16 protein-coding genes are annotated in these 14,862 nt (G+C 34.6%); 9 read left to right on the forward strand and 7 right to left on the reverse strand.

All coding sequences use genetic code 11. The features are described from left to right. Positions 1 to 137 precede the first annotated feature (137 nt). The 3 genes from DSM00_RS06015 to DSM00_RS06025 are packed head-to-tail and all read right to left on the reverse strand — an operon-like array spanning position 138 to position 2,737. Positions 138 to 449 carry a hypothetical protein gene (locus DSM00_RS06015; RefSeq protein ID WP_128757120.1) on the reverse strand — a complete coding sequence of 104 codons (312 nt, stop codon included), beginning with the start codon at positions 447 to 449 and terminating at the stop codon, positions 138 to 140. A gap of 42 nt (positions 450 to 491) precedes the next feature. Then, positions 492 to 1,196 (reverse strand): DUF2490 domain-containing protein, encoded by a 705-nt coding sequence (locus tag DSM00_RS06020; protein ID WP_128757121.1) that lies wholly within the window; start codon positions 1,194 to 1,196, stop codon positions 492 to 494. A gap of 11 nt (positions 1,197 to 1,207) precedes the next feature. Continuing rightward, the gene (locus DSM00_RS06025) at positions 1,208 to 2,737 is read right to left on the reverse strand and encodes a DEAD/DEAH box helicase (RefSeq protein ID WP_128757122.1); all 1,530 of its coding nucleotides are present in this window, start codon (positions 2,735 to 2,737) and stop codon (positions 1,208 to 1,210) included. A 251-nt stretch (positions 2,738 to 2,988) separates the two neighbouring features. Between DSM00_RS06025 and DSM00_RS06030 the strand changes: the two genes are divergently transcribed. Beyond that, positions 2,989 to 3,366 carry a hypothetical protein gene (locus DSM00_RS06030; protein ID WP_128757123.1) on the forward strand — a complete coding sequence of 126 codons (378 nt, stop codon included), beginning with the start codon at positions 2,989 to 2,991 and terminating at the stop codon, positions 3,364 to 3,366. 72 nt (positions 3,367 to 3,438) lie between these two features. Here the strand turns inward: DSM00_RS06030 and DSM00_RS06035 are convergent, their stop codons facing one another. Beyond that, positions 3,439 to 4,164 carry an SDR family oxidoreductase gene (locus tag DSM00_RS06035; RefSeq protein ID WP_128757124.1) on the reverse strand — a complete coding sequence of 242 codons (726 nt, stop codon included), beginning with the start codon at positions 4,162 to 4,164 and terminating at the stop codon, positions 3,439 to 3,441. 143 nt (positions 4,165 to 4,307) lie between these two features. On the opposite strand from DSM00_RS06035, the gene DSM00_RS06040 reads away from it, so the two are divergent. The 5 genes from DSM00_RS06040 to DSM00_RS06060 all read left to right on the forward strand — a co-directional run bounded on the left by DSM00_RS06040 (position 4,308) and on the right by DSM00_RS06060 (position 7,765). After that, positions 4,308 to 4,928: a YqaA family protein gene (locus DSM00_RS06040; protein WP_128757125.1), complete on the forward strand. Its 621-nt coding sequence runs from the start codon at positions 4,308 to 4,310 to the stop codon at positions 4,926 to 4,928. Beyond that, entirely contained in the window at positions 4,925 to 5,206 is a 282-nt protein-coding gene (locus DSM00_RS06045; RefSeq protein WP_128757126.1) for a DUF3817 domain-containing protein, read from the forward strand. Before DSM00_RS06040 ends, DSM00_RS06045 begins: the two co-directional genes overlap by 4 nt. A 50-nt stretch (positions 5,207 to 5,256) precedes the next feature. Next, positions 5,257 to 5,865, forward strand: a complete 609-nt coding sequence (locus tag DSM00_RS06050; RefSeq protein ID WP_128757127.1) for a M15 family metallopeptidase — start codon at positions 5,257 to 5,259, stop codon at positions 5,863 to 5,865. A 318-nt stretch (positions 5,866 to 6,183) separates the two neighbouring features. Beyond that, a complete protein-coding gene (locus tag DSM00_RS06055) occupies positions 6,184 to 6,909 on the forward strand; it encodes a ferritin-like domain-containing protein (protein WP_128757128.1) in 726 nt (241 codons plus the stop codon). A gap of 25 nt (positions 6,910 to 6,934) precedes the next feature. Next, entirely contained in the window at positions 6,935 to 7,765 is an 831-nt protein-coding gene (locus tag DSM00_RS06060; protein ID WP_128757129.1) for a ferritin-like domain-containing protein, read from the forward strand. Between the two features lie 87 nt (positions 7,766 to 7,852). On the opposite strand, the gene yajC is transcribed toward DSM00_RS06060, so the two are convergent. From yajC to nusB, 3 genes are read right to left on the reverse strand one after another with little or no spacing between them, the layout of a single operon-like run. Continuing rightward, entirely contained in the window at positions 7,853 to 8,152 is a 300-nt protein-coding gene (gene yajC, locus DSM00_RS06065) for a preprotein translocase subunit YajC (protein WP_128757130.1), read from the reverse strand. A 10-nt stretch (positions 8,153 to 8,162) separates the two neighbouring features. Beyond that, the gene (locus DSM00_RS06070; RefSeq protein ID WP_128757131.1) at positions 8,163 to 8,627 is read right to left on the reverse strand and encodes a DUF1573 domain-containing protein; all 465 of its coding nucleotides are present in this window, start codon (positions 8,625 to 8,627) and stop codon (positions 8,163 to 8,165) included. A gap of 44 nt (positions 8,628 to 8,671) precedes the next feature. After that, positions 8,672 to 9,619, reverse strand: a complete 948-nt coding sequence (nusB, locus tag DSM00_RS06075) for a transcription antitermination factor NusB (RefSeq protein ID WP_164916303.1) — start codon at positions 9,617 to 9,619, stop codon at positions 8,672 to 8,674. Positions 9,620 to 9,863: 244 nt separating this feature from the next. On the opposite strand from nusB, the gene DSM00_RS06080 reads away from it, so the two are divergent. The 3 genes from DSM00_RS06080 to DSM00_RS06090 all read left to right on the forward strand — a co-directional run bounded on the left by DSM00_RS06080 (position 9,864) and on the right by DSM00_RS06090 (position 14,821). After that, a complete protein-coding gene (locus DSM00_RS06080; protein ID WP_128757132.1) occupies positions 9,864 to 11,621 on the forward strand; it encodes an ABC transporter ATP-binding protein in 1,758 nt (585 codons plus the stop codon). 68 nt (positions 11,622 to 11,689) lie between these two features. After that, positions 11,690 to 12,064, forward strand: coding sequence for a PUR family DNA/RNA-binding protein (locus DSM00_RS06085; protein WP_128757133.1), 375 nt, complete (start codon positions 11,690 to 11,692; stop codon positions 12,062 to 12,064). A gap of 234 nt (positions 12,065 to 12,298) precedes the next feature. After that, on the forward strand, positions 12,299 to 14,821 hold the full coding sequence (locus DSM00_RS06090) for a M14 family metallopeptidase (RefSeq protein WP_128757134.1): 2,523 nt from the start codon (positions 12,299 to 12,301) through the stop codon (positions 14,819 to 14,821). Positions 14,822 to 14,862: the final 41 nt, after the last annotated feature.

Genomic DNA, 14,862 nt, shown 5'->3' on the forward strand with positions numbered 1-14,862 from the left:
GTATTGAGTAGTAGATCAAATTATTAAAAACTGATTCTTAGGCTAATAAAGCTTTGAATAGTTTGTAAATAATAAATTACTGAAAAATGAAGTCTACGTGAGCACATAGACTGAAATGGCCTTAAGCAGCCATTAGGTTAAACTATAGGTGGTGCCTTGTTTAGCGAAATTCCGAAAGGGAAACGTTTAACCTTAATCAATTCTTTGTAGAAACTTTTGAAGCTATAAGTCGATTCTGTAGCAGTTACTTGAAATTCATAAGCTACCGGTAACGATAGATCAAGTGACTTTTTATTGTGTTGTGTATGCAAACAAAGCTCGCAATGACTCCCTTTTACAGAATCTTTTGTATGCGAATAGGTATGTAGGTCTAATACTTTAAATGAAAAGAAGGCAAGTATCAGGAATAAACTGATAGTAGATTTATATATGTTGCCTTTCTTACTCACTCCCCAAATTTAAATAATCAATTGAGATTACTATTAAATATTTTAAAAACTATGAAATAAACTAACGATAAGCTGTCCTTTTGTAGCAGCTTCTGTGATTTCACGCATGTATGCAAATTCAAATCGGAAGGACTTGCTTATTTCATATCCTAACCCTCCAAATAGCCAAGTTCTATCGTACAAACTTACTCTGTTATTTCCGGTTTGTTTTTGACCATTTACAAAAACTTCACCGGCAGTCCATAAGTAAAATGTATTTGGAAGTAATTCTGCATTATTCAAAGGTAATTTGACATTTAATGCATACCGATATCGCGTTCTAAAATCCTGATCTTCTACAAAGCGTTCTTCAACACGTAATCGATGGCTAAAGAGAAGTCTATCCCCTATTTTTTGACCCCAAAGTAAATCTTGGTAAAGTCTGTTTTCAATACTTTGAGAATTATCTTCTCCCGGCGTACCCGAATTAAAATAGGAATATCCCGCTACTAATTTTAAGGGAGTGTTTTTAATATTGTAAGTAAAACCGGCGCGTAGTATTAATTGTTGAAAATCATTTCCCACTTGATAATTACGATGTTGTACATCTCCCATTACCCCAAATTCACTCGAATCAAACTGCGTACTAAAAAAATAACTATACCAGGCCCCGAGTTCACTATCTCCTACCTGAGCAGAAACCGTTTGTATGTGAATAAATAGACTAAGTAAGATAGCAGTTGCTGTAAATCTAAAATTGATTTTCATTAAAAAGGAGCTTATTGAGCGGTTACACTTGCGTACATTTGACTTAGCTTAAGTCGTAGTTTACGATTGTAATCTTCTTCTAACCAGTTCTTATAATTCTTTGTGTTTTTCATAATACAATAGGAATACAAGCGTATTCTATATTGTATTTCATCTTTTAATTCTCTGGCAAGGATACGTGCATCAAAGATATCTTCAGAATTTTCAAACACAATTTTAGCGTGTTGATCTATAGATCGCTCTAATGCTTCTTTAGATTTAAGACCTTTTGCAAAAACATCCTCGTATTCTTTTTTAATATCAAAAGAGATGTCTTCACTTTTACTAAACTCAGCTCTAAGTTCTGGAGGCATTACGTATTCAAAATTGCGCTCAATCTCTTCATCGCTAACAAGATTTTCTAAGTAAAAATCAGGATATAAAAATATATCGTTCCAGTCCATCGGGGCATCCCATAAACCAAAACGCGCCATATTATTACCCAAATCAATTACTTCAAATTTCTTTTTGTTAGGAAGTACACGAGAACCCCTACCTATCATTTGAAAATATAAGGTAAGTGAACGCGTCGCTCTGTTCAAAATTATTGTTTCTACAGAAGGTTCGTCAAAACCGGTTGTCAAAATACTCACTGATGTCAAAATTGCATCCGGGGTATTTTTAAACCATTTTAAAATTTGCTTACGCTCTTTATTCGTATGGGTATTATCAAGGTGTCTTACATCATAGCCCGCTTCTCTAAAAGTCTCATAGACATAGCGTGAGGTATTTATACCATTATTAAAAATAAGCGTTTTAGTACCTTTTGCCTGTTCTTCATAAGCTGCAAGCAATTTTTCCTGCATACTTTGATTAGTATATAAGATCTCAGAAGATTTTACAGTATAATCACCATTAATACCTACTTGTAAAGTTTTTAATCCTACATCATAGGTATGCATATTGGCTTTAGCTAAAAAACCTTTTTCTATCAATGATCCTATACTTTCACCGATAATAAGCTTTCGGTAATTATCTTTCATAGGCAACTTCACATTGGAACTCAATGGAGTTGCAGTCACGCCTAAAATAAAAGCATCTTTAAAGTAGCTAAAAAGCTTTCTAAATGAATTGTAATGCGCTTCATCAATTATTACTAGCCCTATATCTTTAATATCTATTTGCTCATCTTGCAAACGGTTATTTAAAGTTTCAACCATAGCGACATAGCACATATAGTCCTCATTGCCTTCAAGGGTTTTAACCTTACTATTAATGACCATATTTGGCACATTAAAAGTTTTAAGCATTTTTGAAGTTTGTGCAGAAAGTTCTATTCGGTGTGTAAGAATTACCACCTTTTTTTGCTTCTCACGTATGTATCTGCGTACGATTTCTGAAAAAATTACAGTCTTTCCTCCACCAGTTGGAAGCTGATATAAAAGATTAAAATCATCAGAAGATTCTTCTATACAGGTGAAGATTCTATCAAGGTCATTTTCTTGATAACTGTATAATTCTTTGCCGCTGTCTGTATCCTGTCCTATTGCCTTATCGCTCAAAAGTAGCTGTGTTTTGTAGTGAATCTTGCAAATTTAAGGCATTTAAAGGGCTTCTCACAAGTTTAAATCAGGAATTAAAATATTTGTATTTTGCACATCTTTTCAGAAAAAAATTATTGACAGAAAATCACCTGTTTCAGGAGGTTACGATCTAATTTAAATTTGTTGATTAAAACTTAAAAAAATTAGCACTTCATAACTCAAAAAAATACCTAATCTGTTACCTTTGTGACAACATTAAAATATTCATTTTGAAGAATCAAAAAGCGATAAAAATATTAAACAAGCTCATCGGTGAAGTTGAGCAGAATGGTATTATTACAAATACTGTTGTCGAGGATTTACAAAATCTAAGACCTTACGCTATAGAAGAACAACGTCCTTTAATAGCAAAAACTATACGTCTGGTTTTTGAACATATTGAAGCGTACCAGACTTTTGATATTCCTATTCCTGAAGAAGAGCCTATAGAAGGTTATGAAGAATTACTTGAAGAAGAAGAATCTACTGATCCTGCTGAAAGTTTACTATACCTTTTAAACTTATTGGCTGAGCCAGAAAATAAAACAAACCGACTTGATTTGAGAGCTTATGTTGAAGCTTTACAAATGTATGCTGAAGAGAATTAAATTTTCTCTTTAATTACTATATAAAAAAACACCCGCTGCCGCGGGTGTTTTTTTTTAATTCAAGTTACTCCTCTACTTTTTTGGAGGCTTAGATGGTCTTACTTCTATTTTGCTAGGTAGTGCACGTGGATTCAACTTTAGTAAATCTACAATGAGTTCTCCAATATCTTCACTTTGAATCTTCCAGGCATCTTCTGCTGATGGATTATGATCGTTAAAATGTGTAGCTACAGATCCCGGCATTATCGTTGAAACCTTGATATCATCATCTCTAAGATCTAGCATCATCGCTTGTGTAAAGCCGGTTACGCCAAATTTACTGGCGTTGTATGCGCTACCGCCAGCAAAAAAATTTGTGCCGGCTAAGCTTGAAATTGTAAAAATATATCCTTGTGCTTTTTTCAGATGATCTACTGACGCCTTTACACTATAAAATACTCCTGAAAGGTTTGTATCTATAGTTTCCTGCCACTGCTCTACAGACAAATCCTTGATATTTGCAAAATGACCAAGACCTGCATTTGCCACGAGAACGTCTAACTGACCAAATTTCTCTATGGTCTTCTTAACCGCTTGTTCCTGGCTTTCATAATTGCGGACGTCTGCCTCCACACCAAGAACATCTGCCTTACCACTATATTTATCCTGAAGTTCTTTAGCAACATCGGTTGCATTCTCAAGTGATCTACTGGTAATCACAACATTCATACCCAGTTCTAGAAGTGCTTCTGCAACTCCCCTTCCTATACCTTTTGTACCTCCTGTAATAAGAGCTACCTTGTTTTTAAATTTTTCCATAGCCTAAAAATACCGCTTAATTCGTGGGACTCGAAAACACAAATTTTAAAGTTTTCCTAAAACTGTATTAAGGAATAGATATAAAGTCTTACAACATTGTTATACTGTAATTCAAGAAGTATATTTGCAAAAAAAAATAGTCGATGACTTCAGAGCATAAAAAAGAAAAAAAGTCCAGACTACAACTGCTACACCAGTATTATAAATATACTGGGTTTTATTCATTTGTAGGAGGAAGCCTTAAAAAAGCACTTACACCACTTGTACTTTTTATAATTGCAATTGTATGTGTACATTATTTTGTTATAGATATAAATGATTTACTAATTAAAATGACAAACACCTTCCCTCCTTTTTGGGTATTGTTTGTATTTTTTCTTTCGGAAAGTATTTTGGGTTTGATTCCACCGGAAATTTTTATTGCTTGGAGTGATAAAATGCCAGATCCTATTCTTTATCTTTCGCTTATAGCTGTACTCTCTTACGCCGGAGGTATAATAAGTTATTTTACAGGACGTGCTTCTACACGTATTCATGCGGTTCACGAATATTTAGAAGTTAAAATGTCAAAGCACTTAAAAAATGCGCGTAAATGGGGTGGCTTTTTAATAGTTGTAGGCGCGATATTACCTGTACCATTTGCAATAAGCAGTCTCGCAGCAGGAATGATTAAATACCCTTTTCTCAATTACTTATTATTCGGTTTACTTCGATTTGTACGTTTTGCAATCTATGGCGTAGCAATCTTTAATTTAGTAGAATGATCAAGACCTTTAAAATTATAAGTATTTTAGAAGGAATCTCTCTTCTTTTAATTTTATTTATCACAATGCCTCTAAAGTATATTTTTGATTATGGTCAGCCAAATCAAATTATAGGAATGGCGCATGGAATTCTATTTTTGGTGTATATAGTTCTAGCGATCATTGTAAAGACAGAGCTAAAGTGGAACTTTAAAACATTGCTTATAGTTTTAGCGTGTTCAGTAATTCCATTTGGCACCTTCTGGATGGACAAAAAGTATTTACCTAGAACTACTTAATCACTACGGAAAGTTTTTAGGCTTAATCTTAGATCAATAAACTAGTTATAATGAAATTGTATTCTTTATATTTTCTACTATTTATTAATCTGTTTGCATATGCTCAAAATTCAAAACAGCTAGTTCTATTAGATACTATTAATGATGGGTTTGCATATGATATTCGCTATGCAACGTCTAATAATTTTTTGAAAGAAGCTTTTTACGATTGTGCTGCATGCTATTTAAGACCTGAAGTTGCCAACGCACTTAAAGAGGCCAATCATTATTTCTGTGAAATGGGTTATAAAATTGTATTATTCGATTGCTATAGACCTGTAAGTGCTCAGAAAAAGATGTGGAAAGTTTTTCCCAATCCGCAATATGTAGCCAATCCTTATAAATCTGGTTCTGTTCATAACCGAGGAGCAGCGGTTGATATTAGCTTGGCTAAATTAGATGGAATTCCTGTTGATATGGGTACAGATCACGACTTTTTTGGCAGAGAGGCTCATATCGATAATACTTCGTTGCCAAAACAAGTACTCCAAAACAGAAAAATACTTCAGGATGGTATGCGCAAATTCGGTTTTGAAACTATACGAACCGAATGGTGGCACTTTAATTACAAGAAAAATTATTCCTTCCAGATTATAGATTTTAACTTTGAATGCAACTAAATTTTATATTCACAAGGCTCATTTCTTAAATATAAAAACCAGTTTACTTTTCTAAAATATTGAGAATTATCAAATAAAAGCCGTTTTAATTAGATTAAACGGAATTTCATATGATTTTTTGAAATTTTTCGACATTATATATGCTAATATTTAGGCTGTAACCGTTAAATATTTTAGATAAAAAATGTTAAAATTTTTACATTTCGTTTCATAATTTCCCAAACTACTGTTAAACTAAAAATTCAAAAAACCAAGCCTTCATTATACACGTAAGTTTCTTTAAGTATTAATAACCAAAGAAATTCAAACGTTATGAAAATGAAAAAATCGATTGAGGTAAAAACTCAAACTGTAGGTAGAAACCGCAGAAACTTTTTAAAGGTTAGTGGTTTAGCAATCGCCGGGTCAGGTTTATTACTTGCATCTTGTAGTGACGATGACGACAACGGAAATATGTTGGGCGGTGGTGATTTTGATCTTGGGTCTGGCGATGTAGGTGTTCTTAATTATGCTTATGCACTTGAACAATTAGAAGCAGCTTTTTACACAAATGTTGTTAATGGATCTTACTATGCAGGTGCTAGTGTTGAGGAGAAAGCTATTCTTTTAGCTCTTTACAATCATGAAGTAAATCACCGTGAGTGGTTTAAAGCGGCAATTAATGCAAATGTTCCTGATGCAGATGCTCGACTAACTGCAGATTTAGAATTCGATTTTAGTTCGGTTAACTTTGATAATAGGGATTCAGTACTAGGTACGGCTAAGGTTCTTGAAGATACGGGAGTTAGTGCTTATAATGGTGCGGGACAATACATTCAAACGCCATTGTATCTAACACTTGCAGGTAAAATTGTATCTGTCGAGGCGCGTCACGCAGCAGCAATACGCTCACTAATTAGTGGGAGTGCAGATTTTACAGCATTTGCAGGTGACGATATTATAGATTCTAATGGCTTAGATCTTGCAGCTTCACCAGAAGAAGTTCTTTCTGCCGCGGGTGGATTTTTTGTAACTCCATTTACGTACAAAAATCCAAAAGCATAATCACTAACCTTAAAAAGATACCAAAATGAATATTATAAAATTTTTAGACGAATTCACAACTGATCAACTTCAAGCTCCTATGAGTTCAAGAAGAGCTATGTTTGGTCAACTAGGAAATATTAGTAAAAAAGCAGCTATGCTTGCCGTACCATTTGGACTGGCAACTATGGGAAATAAAGCTCAAGCACAAAGTTCATCAGATGTAACTGCAGTTCTTAACCTAGCACTTACTCTAGAATATTTAGAAGATGAGTTTTACGACCTTGCATTACAATCTGGAGTTTTAACTACTGCAAAATCGCAAGCAATATATGCTCAAATTGCAAAGCACGAATCTCAACATGTAACATTTTTAACAAGTGCAATTGAAGCCCAGGGAGCTACACCCGTTGCTAAACCCACTTTTGATTTTACTGTCGGTGGCGCATTTGACCCTTTTATGAACAATGCAAATACGACTCAGGCAACTGCATACGCACAACTTTTAGCTTTAGCTCAAGCATTTGAAGATACTGGTGTTCGTGCATATAAAGGTCAGGCAGCAAATTTAATTGGCAATGATGCTGTACTTACTGCAGCCTTACAAATTCACTCTGTAGAAGCACGTCACGCTTCAGAAATTAGAAGATTGAGAGGATTAGAAGGATGGATCACAGGCAACCAACGAGGAGAAGGTATGCCAGAGGCTACGCAGGCTGTTTACAATGGTGAAGAAAATGTTACTCAAGGTGGTGTAGATGTTACTACCTTAGGTTCTGGTACACCATTTAGTGTAGATTCTTCTACGCAAGCTTATGATGAAATACTTACAGGAGATCAGGCTGTAGAAATTGCAAGTCTATTTATTGTATCCTAAATTCCTTTATTCTGAAATTATATTAGAATATTGAAATAAAAAAACCCGATGTTTTACATCGGGTTTTTTATTTTGTATAAAGTAGAACTATTTTTTCTTAACAACAGCTGGTTTTACTGGTTCATTAAGCTTTTTAGTCAACTCTAAAGACAGTGCAGAACGCTCAAAAATCATTTTTCCTGCTCCACCGTCAATTACAACTGTACTTTCATTAAGTTCTAGGATCTTCCCATGAAGACCACTTTTTGTAATTACCCGATCACCACGTTTTAAAGCTTCTCCAAATTTCTTTTCATCTTTTTGGCGCTTCATTTGTGGTCGTATCATAAACAGATACACAACCACAATCATTAACAATATGGGTAAAAAACTTGTTATTTGTTCCATTTAGTGGTTCTTATCCGTTGTTTGTAGGTCCTTCTTCAGACTTTACAAATGCGGTTATTTTTACAGTTTCAGTTCCTTTTTCTGTGTTCGCTTTGATAGTTACAATTTTAGTAACAGCGTTCATACCACTACCATTGTATTTAACTAATAATTCTCCAGTTTCGCCCGGAGCAATAGGTGCATCAGGAAAACTAGGTACTGTACAACCACAAGTACTTGTAGCATCAACAATAACTAATGGCGCTTCACCTGTATTTTTAAATTTAAATACGTGTTCTACGTTTGTACCACGTTCTATATTACCAAAGTCATATTCACTTTCTTCAAATTCCAATGTTGGGAAACTTGTAGCATTAGCATCACGATTTGCTGCCATTTCTACGTTTTCACCTTTGATCTTTTCAGAAGCGTTGTCTTTACAACCTGTAAATGCTAATGCAGCAACTAAACCTGCTGCTAGAAATACTTTTTTCATAAATTATAATTTTTTAAAGGGTCTCAAAAATACAATTTTATTTATTACTCGATAAGCCCTCTTCCAGCTTTGTTAAGTCTGCCTTCCTTTTTATATTTCTTCACTAATCGGTCGAGCACTCCATTTATAAAGATGCTACTCTTTGGTGTAGAATATTCTTTCGATAATTCTAAATATTCATTGATAGTCACTTTTATAGGAATAGATGAGAATTTCAAAAATTCACAAAGTGCCATCTTAATTAAAATTTTGTCTAAAGTTGCAATACGGTCTTGATCCCAGTTAGGCGTATTCCCTAAAATTTCGGCTTCAAACTCTTCATCATTACGAGAGGTACGCAATAGAAGATCCTTTGCATATTGTCTATCTTCCTCATCCTTGTACAATTTTGGAAGAATTGTAGATTCTGGTGAGTTAGGTTTTAATTTAGACAGACGTTTAATAATTGTTGTATTTACAACCGGTAAATCATCTAACCAAGTAAGTCTGTAATCTTCTAAATATTCGTAGAGTTTGTCATTAGGTGCAACAAAATCTGTAAAAAATTGAATTACAAAATCTCGATCTTCTTTATAGCTTGTTTCAGCTATATTCATATAATCTGCATAAAACTCACTGCTGGTAAGACTTTCGAATATAAGTACTACGTACTCGCTGTCTAACCTCCAGTTGTTCAGTTTAGCCTTTTTAAGTTCTTTTTGAAGTAGTTCGTTTTCAGAAAGATTTACTAAAACCTTATTATTAACAAACTTTAGATTGGGATTTTTGTCAGACTCAGTGGCCAACATTTTTTGTTGAGATTTCTCAAGGTAGTCTTTCGCGTAAGCGTGAATTTCTACTAGCAAATCTACCATTACCAGATACAAGTCGTACATCTGCGCCGTACTCGCATTCATAAATTTTTCCTCCTTAATCAAATCCTGATTTTCAGATTGACTTAAGGCGTAAAGCGCTTGCATTACTTTTATGCGAATGTGCCTTCTATTGAGCATAGCTTTAAAGAACTTTTGATTTTTAATATCAATTTTTTTGAGGTTTAGAATCAATATGACAATGATCCTCAAAAACGCTGCAAAAATACATGATCTCTTAGAGTTCTTAGCAAGGTATTTTGTTTTTTATCTCAAAAAACTCAACGCTTCAAATACAGTCTAATCGTTTACCTTTGCGGGGCTCCTAATAAATGGACTTTTTTTTACTGAAAAATTGTCTGTGCTGAGCAGATTAATAGATGCTATGAAAGAACTGCAACACCTTAATAAATACTTTAAAAAATACAAGTGGAAGCTTATTATAGGCTTCTTCATTGTTCTTATTGCTCGCATTTTTGCCATACTTACTCCTAAATTCTCTGGAGATATGATTAAGTATGTTGAGAATTATATGACTAGCGGAGGAGATCTGAGTGAATTAAAACATCAATTGTTAATTACCCTTTTCTTACTCTTAGGCGCAGCCTTATTATCTGCTTTTTTCACATTCTTGATGCGCCAAATGTTTATTGTAGTTTCCAGATATATCGAAGCAGACTTAAAAAATGAGGTTTATGAACAGTATCAAAATCTATCTTTAAACTTTTACAAGAAAAATAGAACTGGCGATTTAATGAATCGCATTAGTGAAGACGTTAGCAAAGTGCGCATGTATTTAGGACCTGCAATTATGTATGGGGTTACAACTGTTATTCTATTTGCAACGGTAATACCATATATGTATTACACAGCTCCTACCCTAACCTCATATGTAATAATCCCGCTACCTATATTATCTGTTGCGATATATCAATTAAGTAAATTAATACATACCCGCAGTACAATTGTTCAGCAATACTTATCCCACTTAAGTACATTCACTCAAGAATCATTCAGTGGTATTGGAGTTATAAAAGCATATAGCCTAGAATCTCAAACTTTTGATAATTTCCAGGAACTTTCAGAAACCAGCAAGCAGAAAAACTTGGATCTTGTAAAAGTTCAGGCTTTCTTTTTTCCGTTAATGATTGCGCTTATTGGCGCCAGTAATTTACTCGTACTCTATGTAGGTGGTAAACAATATATAGATGGTACGATTCCCGATCTCGGAGTAATTGTTGAGTTTCTTATTTATGTAAATATGCTTACTTGGCCCGTAGCATCTGTTGGCTGGATTACGTCACTAGTTCAGCAAGCCGAAGCTTCTCAAAAACGTATAAATGAATTTTTGCAGGAAAAGCCCGAAATCGTAAACTATACGGATGCACACACACCAGTAGATGGTAAAATATCATTTAACAATGTGACTTTTACCTATGACGATACTAATATCACAGCGCTAAAAAATATTTCCTTCACGATTGAAAAAGGAGAAACTCTTGCCATTATAGGTAAAACAGGATCGGGTAAATCTACTATCCTAGAACTTATAGCGCGACTTTATGATACTAAAGAGGGACATATCTCAATAGATGATAAGGAAATTGAAAAGTTCAATTTAAAGGATTTGCGTACCAGTATTGGTTATGTACCCCAAGAAGCCTTTTTGTTTAGTGACAGCATTAAAGAGAATATAAAATTTGGAAACAACTATGCTACAGATGAAGAAGTTGTAGAAGCTGCAAAAAATGCTGTAGTAGATAAAAACATCGCAGAATTTACAAAAGGGTACGATACCATTCTAGGGGAACGAGGAATTACGCTAAGTGGTGGACAGAAACAACGTGTATCTATCGCTCGTGCTATTATTAAAGATCCGCAGATCTTACTGTTTGACGATAGTTTGTCTGCAGTTGATACAGAAACTGAAGAGGAGATTTTAGCAAACCTCAAGCGCATATCTACAACTAAAACAACAATACTGGTTAGTCATCGCATTTCATCAGCAAAAAATGCCGATAAAATAATTATACTTGAGGATGGTGAAATTATTCAGCGAGGAACACATAACGAACTTGTAAAACAAGCTGGATACTACCAAGAACTCTACCGAAAACAATTAGACGAAAAAGAAATGGAATAATAATTTTGTACACCATTTAATTTTTTTCCATTTTTGGGTGCACAAAGCGTATCAATTAAACCAAGATTATGAGCAATAATGAAATGAAGGGGAATGATGAGATATTCTCGAAAGTATTAAGAGCAGGAAGACGCACTTACTTTTTTGATGTACGTTCTACACGTGCAGGAGATTACTACTTAACGATTACCGAGAGTAAAAAATTTACTAATGATGACGGTTCTTTTCACTACAAGAAACATAAAATCTATTTATATAAAGAAGATTTTGAAGGATTCTCTGAAATTTTAAATGAAATGACTGGTTATATTCTTAATGAAAAAGGAGAAGAGGTTATAAGCGAACGTCACCAGGCAGATTATACTAAAGAGGACGAGTCTGAAGTTCTGGTAGAAGAACAATCTGCCAAAGCATTCACAGATATCAGTTTTGACGATATTTAAAAATTAAATGATCATTAGAAAAAAAGCCGCAGTTATGCGGCTTTTTTTATGCAATAAAATCAATAGAATACTCGATCAATTAGAACGAGAATAAGCTTAAGTTTTCTTACTCAATCATTTATTGATTTAAGGATCCCTTGGCTCCCGTTCTTGCGCTATGAGTTTGTGATAAAATTGATATATTTAACACAACAATAATCTTTAAACATTCCGCAAACGCACAAAAAACAATTTATGCAGCAACACCTACTCAACCTATTTATTTTATTTTTCTCTTATACCTTTTGTAATGCACAGGTATCTAACCCTACCTTAGATTATTACCTTCCAGATGATGTAACATACGATAGTGCAATTCCTAAACCACAAGATATATTGGGTTATGTACCAGGAACCTGGCACGTAAGTCACGATTTACTTTTAAATTATATGGAGAAAATGGCAGATGCTTCTCCACGTATTACTATAGAACGTCGAGGCCTTACCTTTGAAGGAAGACCATTAGTTCTTCTTACCATTACTTCTCCAGAGAACCACGCTAATATTTCAACGATAAAAAAACAGCATTTAGCATTGACTGATGCAAATGCACAAAGTCTAAATACAGATACCATGCCTATCGTTACGTATCAGGGAATGAGCATTCATGGTAACGAAGCAAGCGGATCAAACGCAGGACTTTTAGCTGTTTATTATTTGGCAGCAGCTCAAGGTCCAAAAATTGATTCAATGTTAAAGAATACGGTGATTTTATTTGACCCTTCTTTTAATCCAGATGGTTTACAACGCTTTTCGTACTGGGCAAACACCAATAAAAATGTATCGCTAACTGCAGATCCTCAAGATCGCGAATATGATGAAGTATGGCCGGGTGGTAGATCTAATCATTATTGGTTTGATCTTAATCGGGACTGGTTACCAGCACAATTGCCAGAATCTCAAGCACGTATTAAAACCTTTCACGATTGGCATCCTAATATCTTGACAGATCACCACGAGATGGGTAGTAACTCTTCATTTTTCTTTCAACCGGGGATTCCTAGCAGAACTCACCCACTAACTCCTAAATTGAATCAAGAGCTTACTGCAGAAATAGGTACCTATCACGCTAAAGCTTTTGATAAAATTGGTTCGTTCTATTACACAGAAGAAGATTATGACGATTTTTACTACGGAAAAGGGTCAACATTTCCAGACATCAATGGTAGTATAGGAATTCTGTTTGAACAGGCCAGTTCTCGCGGACATTTGCAAGAGACTGATAATGGAGTATTGACATTTCCATTTACAGTACGTAATCAGTTTACAGCATTCTTGTCAACAATTGAAGCTGCACAGGCTATGCGCACAAAACTACTGAATTACCAACGTGACTTCTATTCAAATTCTCGTAATGAAATTGCCAAGGATGCATATATCTTCGGTAGTAAAACAGATCCTGCACGAGCTACGCTCCTGGCCCAATTATTAGAGCGTCATCAAATAGAAATTTATAGAGCTAAAGAAGATTATAAATCAAAGAATGTTGAGTTCAATACTGCTACTAGTTATGTAGTTCCTAAAAATCAAAAACACAGCCGTTTGCTTAACGCTATGTTTGAAAAGCGAACAACTTTTGAGGATAGTTTGTTTTATGATATTTCGGCTTGGAGCTTTCCACTTGCGTTCAATTTAGATTTTAGTGATGCTGCACCTACTTCAATTACTGGTACTAAAGTAGATTCAGTTAAATTTGAGCAACCATTAACTTTAGCACGAAGCGATTACGCTTATCTAATGCCGTGGAGCAATTATTATGCACCAAAGGCTTTAAATAAAATATTGAACAAGGGAATACGTGCTAAGGTAGCTATGCAACCTTTTACATTAGCCGGTAAAAAATATGACTATGGAACAATTTTAATTCCCGTTCAAGGTCAATCACTTAATGCAGATAATCTTAATGCATTTCTAGATAGTGCTGCAAAAGACTCTCACCTTTCTATAGATGCTGTTAAAACAGGCTCTACTCAGGGTATAGATTTAGGAAGCAGACAGTTTGAAGCATTACAACCTCTTAAAATTGCGCTACTCGTAGGAGAAGGAATTAGTTCTCTAGACGCAGGAGAAATATGGCATTTACTCGACACGCGTTTTGATGTTTCCATCTCAAAAATAGATACACGCAATCTAGATAGAACAGATTTATCTAGATACACAACTCTTATTATGCCTGGTTCTTGGGGATCATCAATAACCGAAGAATCTTCAGAAAAAATAAATACTTGGGTGCGTAACGGCGGCACCTTACTTGGTTTCAAAAACTCTGCAAAATGGCTTAAAAGACAAGGTCTCATAGATTTCTCAACTAAAGACACAGAGAATCCTGCTGAAAATGTAACCTTTGAGCAACGCAGGGATTTTAACGGGGCTCAAGTTATAGGGGGTGCTATTTTTGAAGCAAAATTAGATCGTTCTCATCCTATTGCTTTTGGCTATGATTCAAAAACTATAAATTTATTTAGAGATACGACTCTTTTTATTGAAGCAGATGCGACGAGTTACAAAAACCCAATTCAATATACAGAAGAACCTCTAGTAAGCGGTTATATTAGCCCTATAAATCTGGAAGCCATCAAAGAAACGCGGCCTTTTGTTCATCAATCTGCAGGTCGTGGAGATGTATTAATATTTACAGATAATACGAATTTTAGAGCATTCTGGTATGGTACAAACAAACTGATGATGAATGCACTTTTCTTCAGTAAGACAATGTAAAAATCCTTTTGAAATATTAAAAAAACCGCAAGTTCCTTGCG

Origin of the sequence: Leeuwenhoekiella aequorea, assembly GCF_004104375.1 — a bacterium.
GTDB lineage: Bacteria > Bacteroidota > Bacteroidia > Flavobacteriales > Flavobacteriaceae > Leeuwenhoekiella > Leeuwenhoekiella aequorea.

Excerpts from the sequence above, each read along its gene's own strand:
- DSM00_RS06020 (WP_128757121.1), bottom strand. The coding sequence starts at position 1,196 with ATGAAAATCAATTTTAGATTTACAGCAACTGCTATCTTACTTAGTCTA.
- DSM00_RS06035 (WP_128757124.1), bottom strand. The coding sequence starts at position 4,164 with ATGGAAAAATTTAAAAACAAGGTAGCTCTTATTACAGGAGGTACAAAA.
- DSM00_RS06040 (WP_128757125.1), top strand. The coding sequence starts at position 4,308 with ATGACTTCAGAGCATAAAAAAGAAAAAAAGTCCAGACTACAACTGCTA.
- DSM00_RS06045 (WP_128757126.1), top strand. The coding sequence starts at position 4,925 with ATGATCAAGACCTTTAAAATTATAAGTATTTTAGAAGGAATCTCTCTT.
- DSM00_RS06050 (WP_128757127.1), top strand. The coding sequence starts at position 5,257 with ATGAAATTGTATTCTTTATATTTTCTACTATTTATTAATCTGTTTGCA.
- DSM00_RS06055 (WP_128757128.1), top strand. The coding sequence starts at position 6,184 with ATGAAAAAATCGATTGAGGTAAAAACTCAAACTGTAGGTAGAAACCGC.
- DSM00_RS06060 (WP_128757129.1), top strand. The coding sequence starts at position 6,935 with ATGAATATTATAAAATTTTTAGACGAATTCACAACTGATCAACTTCAA.
- yajC (WP_128757130.1), bottom strand. The coding sequence starts at position 8,152 with ATGGAACAAATAACAAGTTTTTTACCCATATTGTTAATGATTGTGGTT.
- DSM00_RS06070 (WP_128757131.1), bottom strand. The coding sequence starts at position 8,627 with ATGAAAAAAGTATTTCTAGCAGCAGGTTTAGTTGCTGCATTAGCATTT.
- nusB (WP_164916303.1), bottom strand. The coding sequence starts at position 9,619 with ATGCTCAATAGAAGGCACATTCGCATAAAAGTAATGCAAGCGCTTTAC.
- DSM00_RS06080 (WP_128757132.1), top strand. The coding sequence starts at position 9,864 with ATGAAAGAACTGCAACACCTTAATAAATACTTTAAAAAATACAAGTGG.
- DSM00_RS06085 (WP_128757133.1), top strand. The coding sequence starts at position 11,690 with ATGAGCAATAATGAAATGAAGGGGAATGATGAGATATTCTCGAAAGTA.
- DSM00_RS06090 (WP_128757134.1), top strand. The coding sequence starts at position 12,299 with ATGCAGCAACACCTACTCAACCTATTTATTTTATTTTTCTCTTATACC.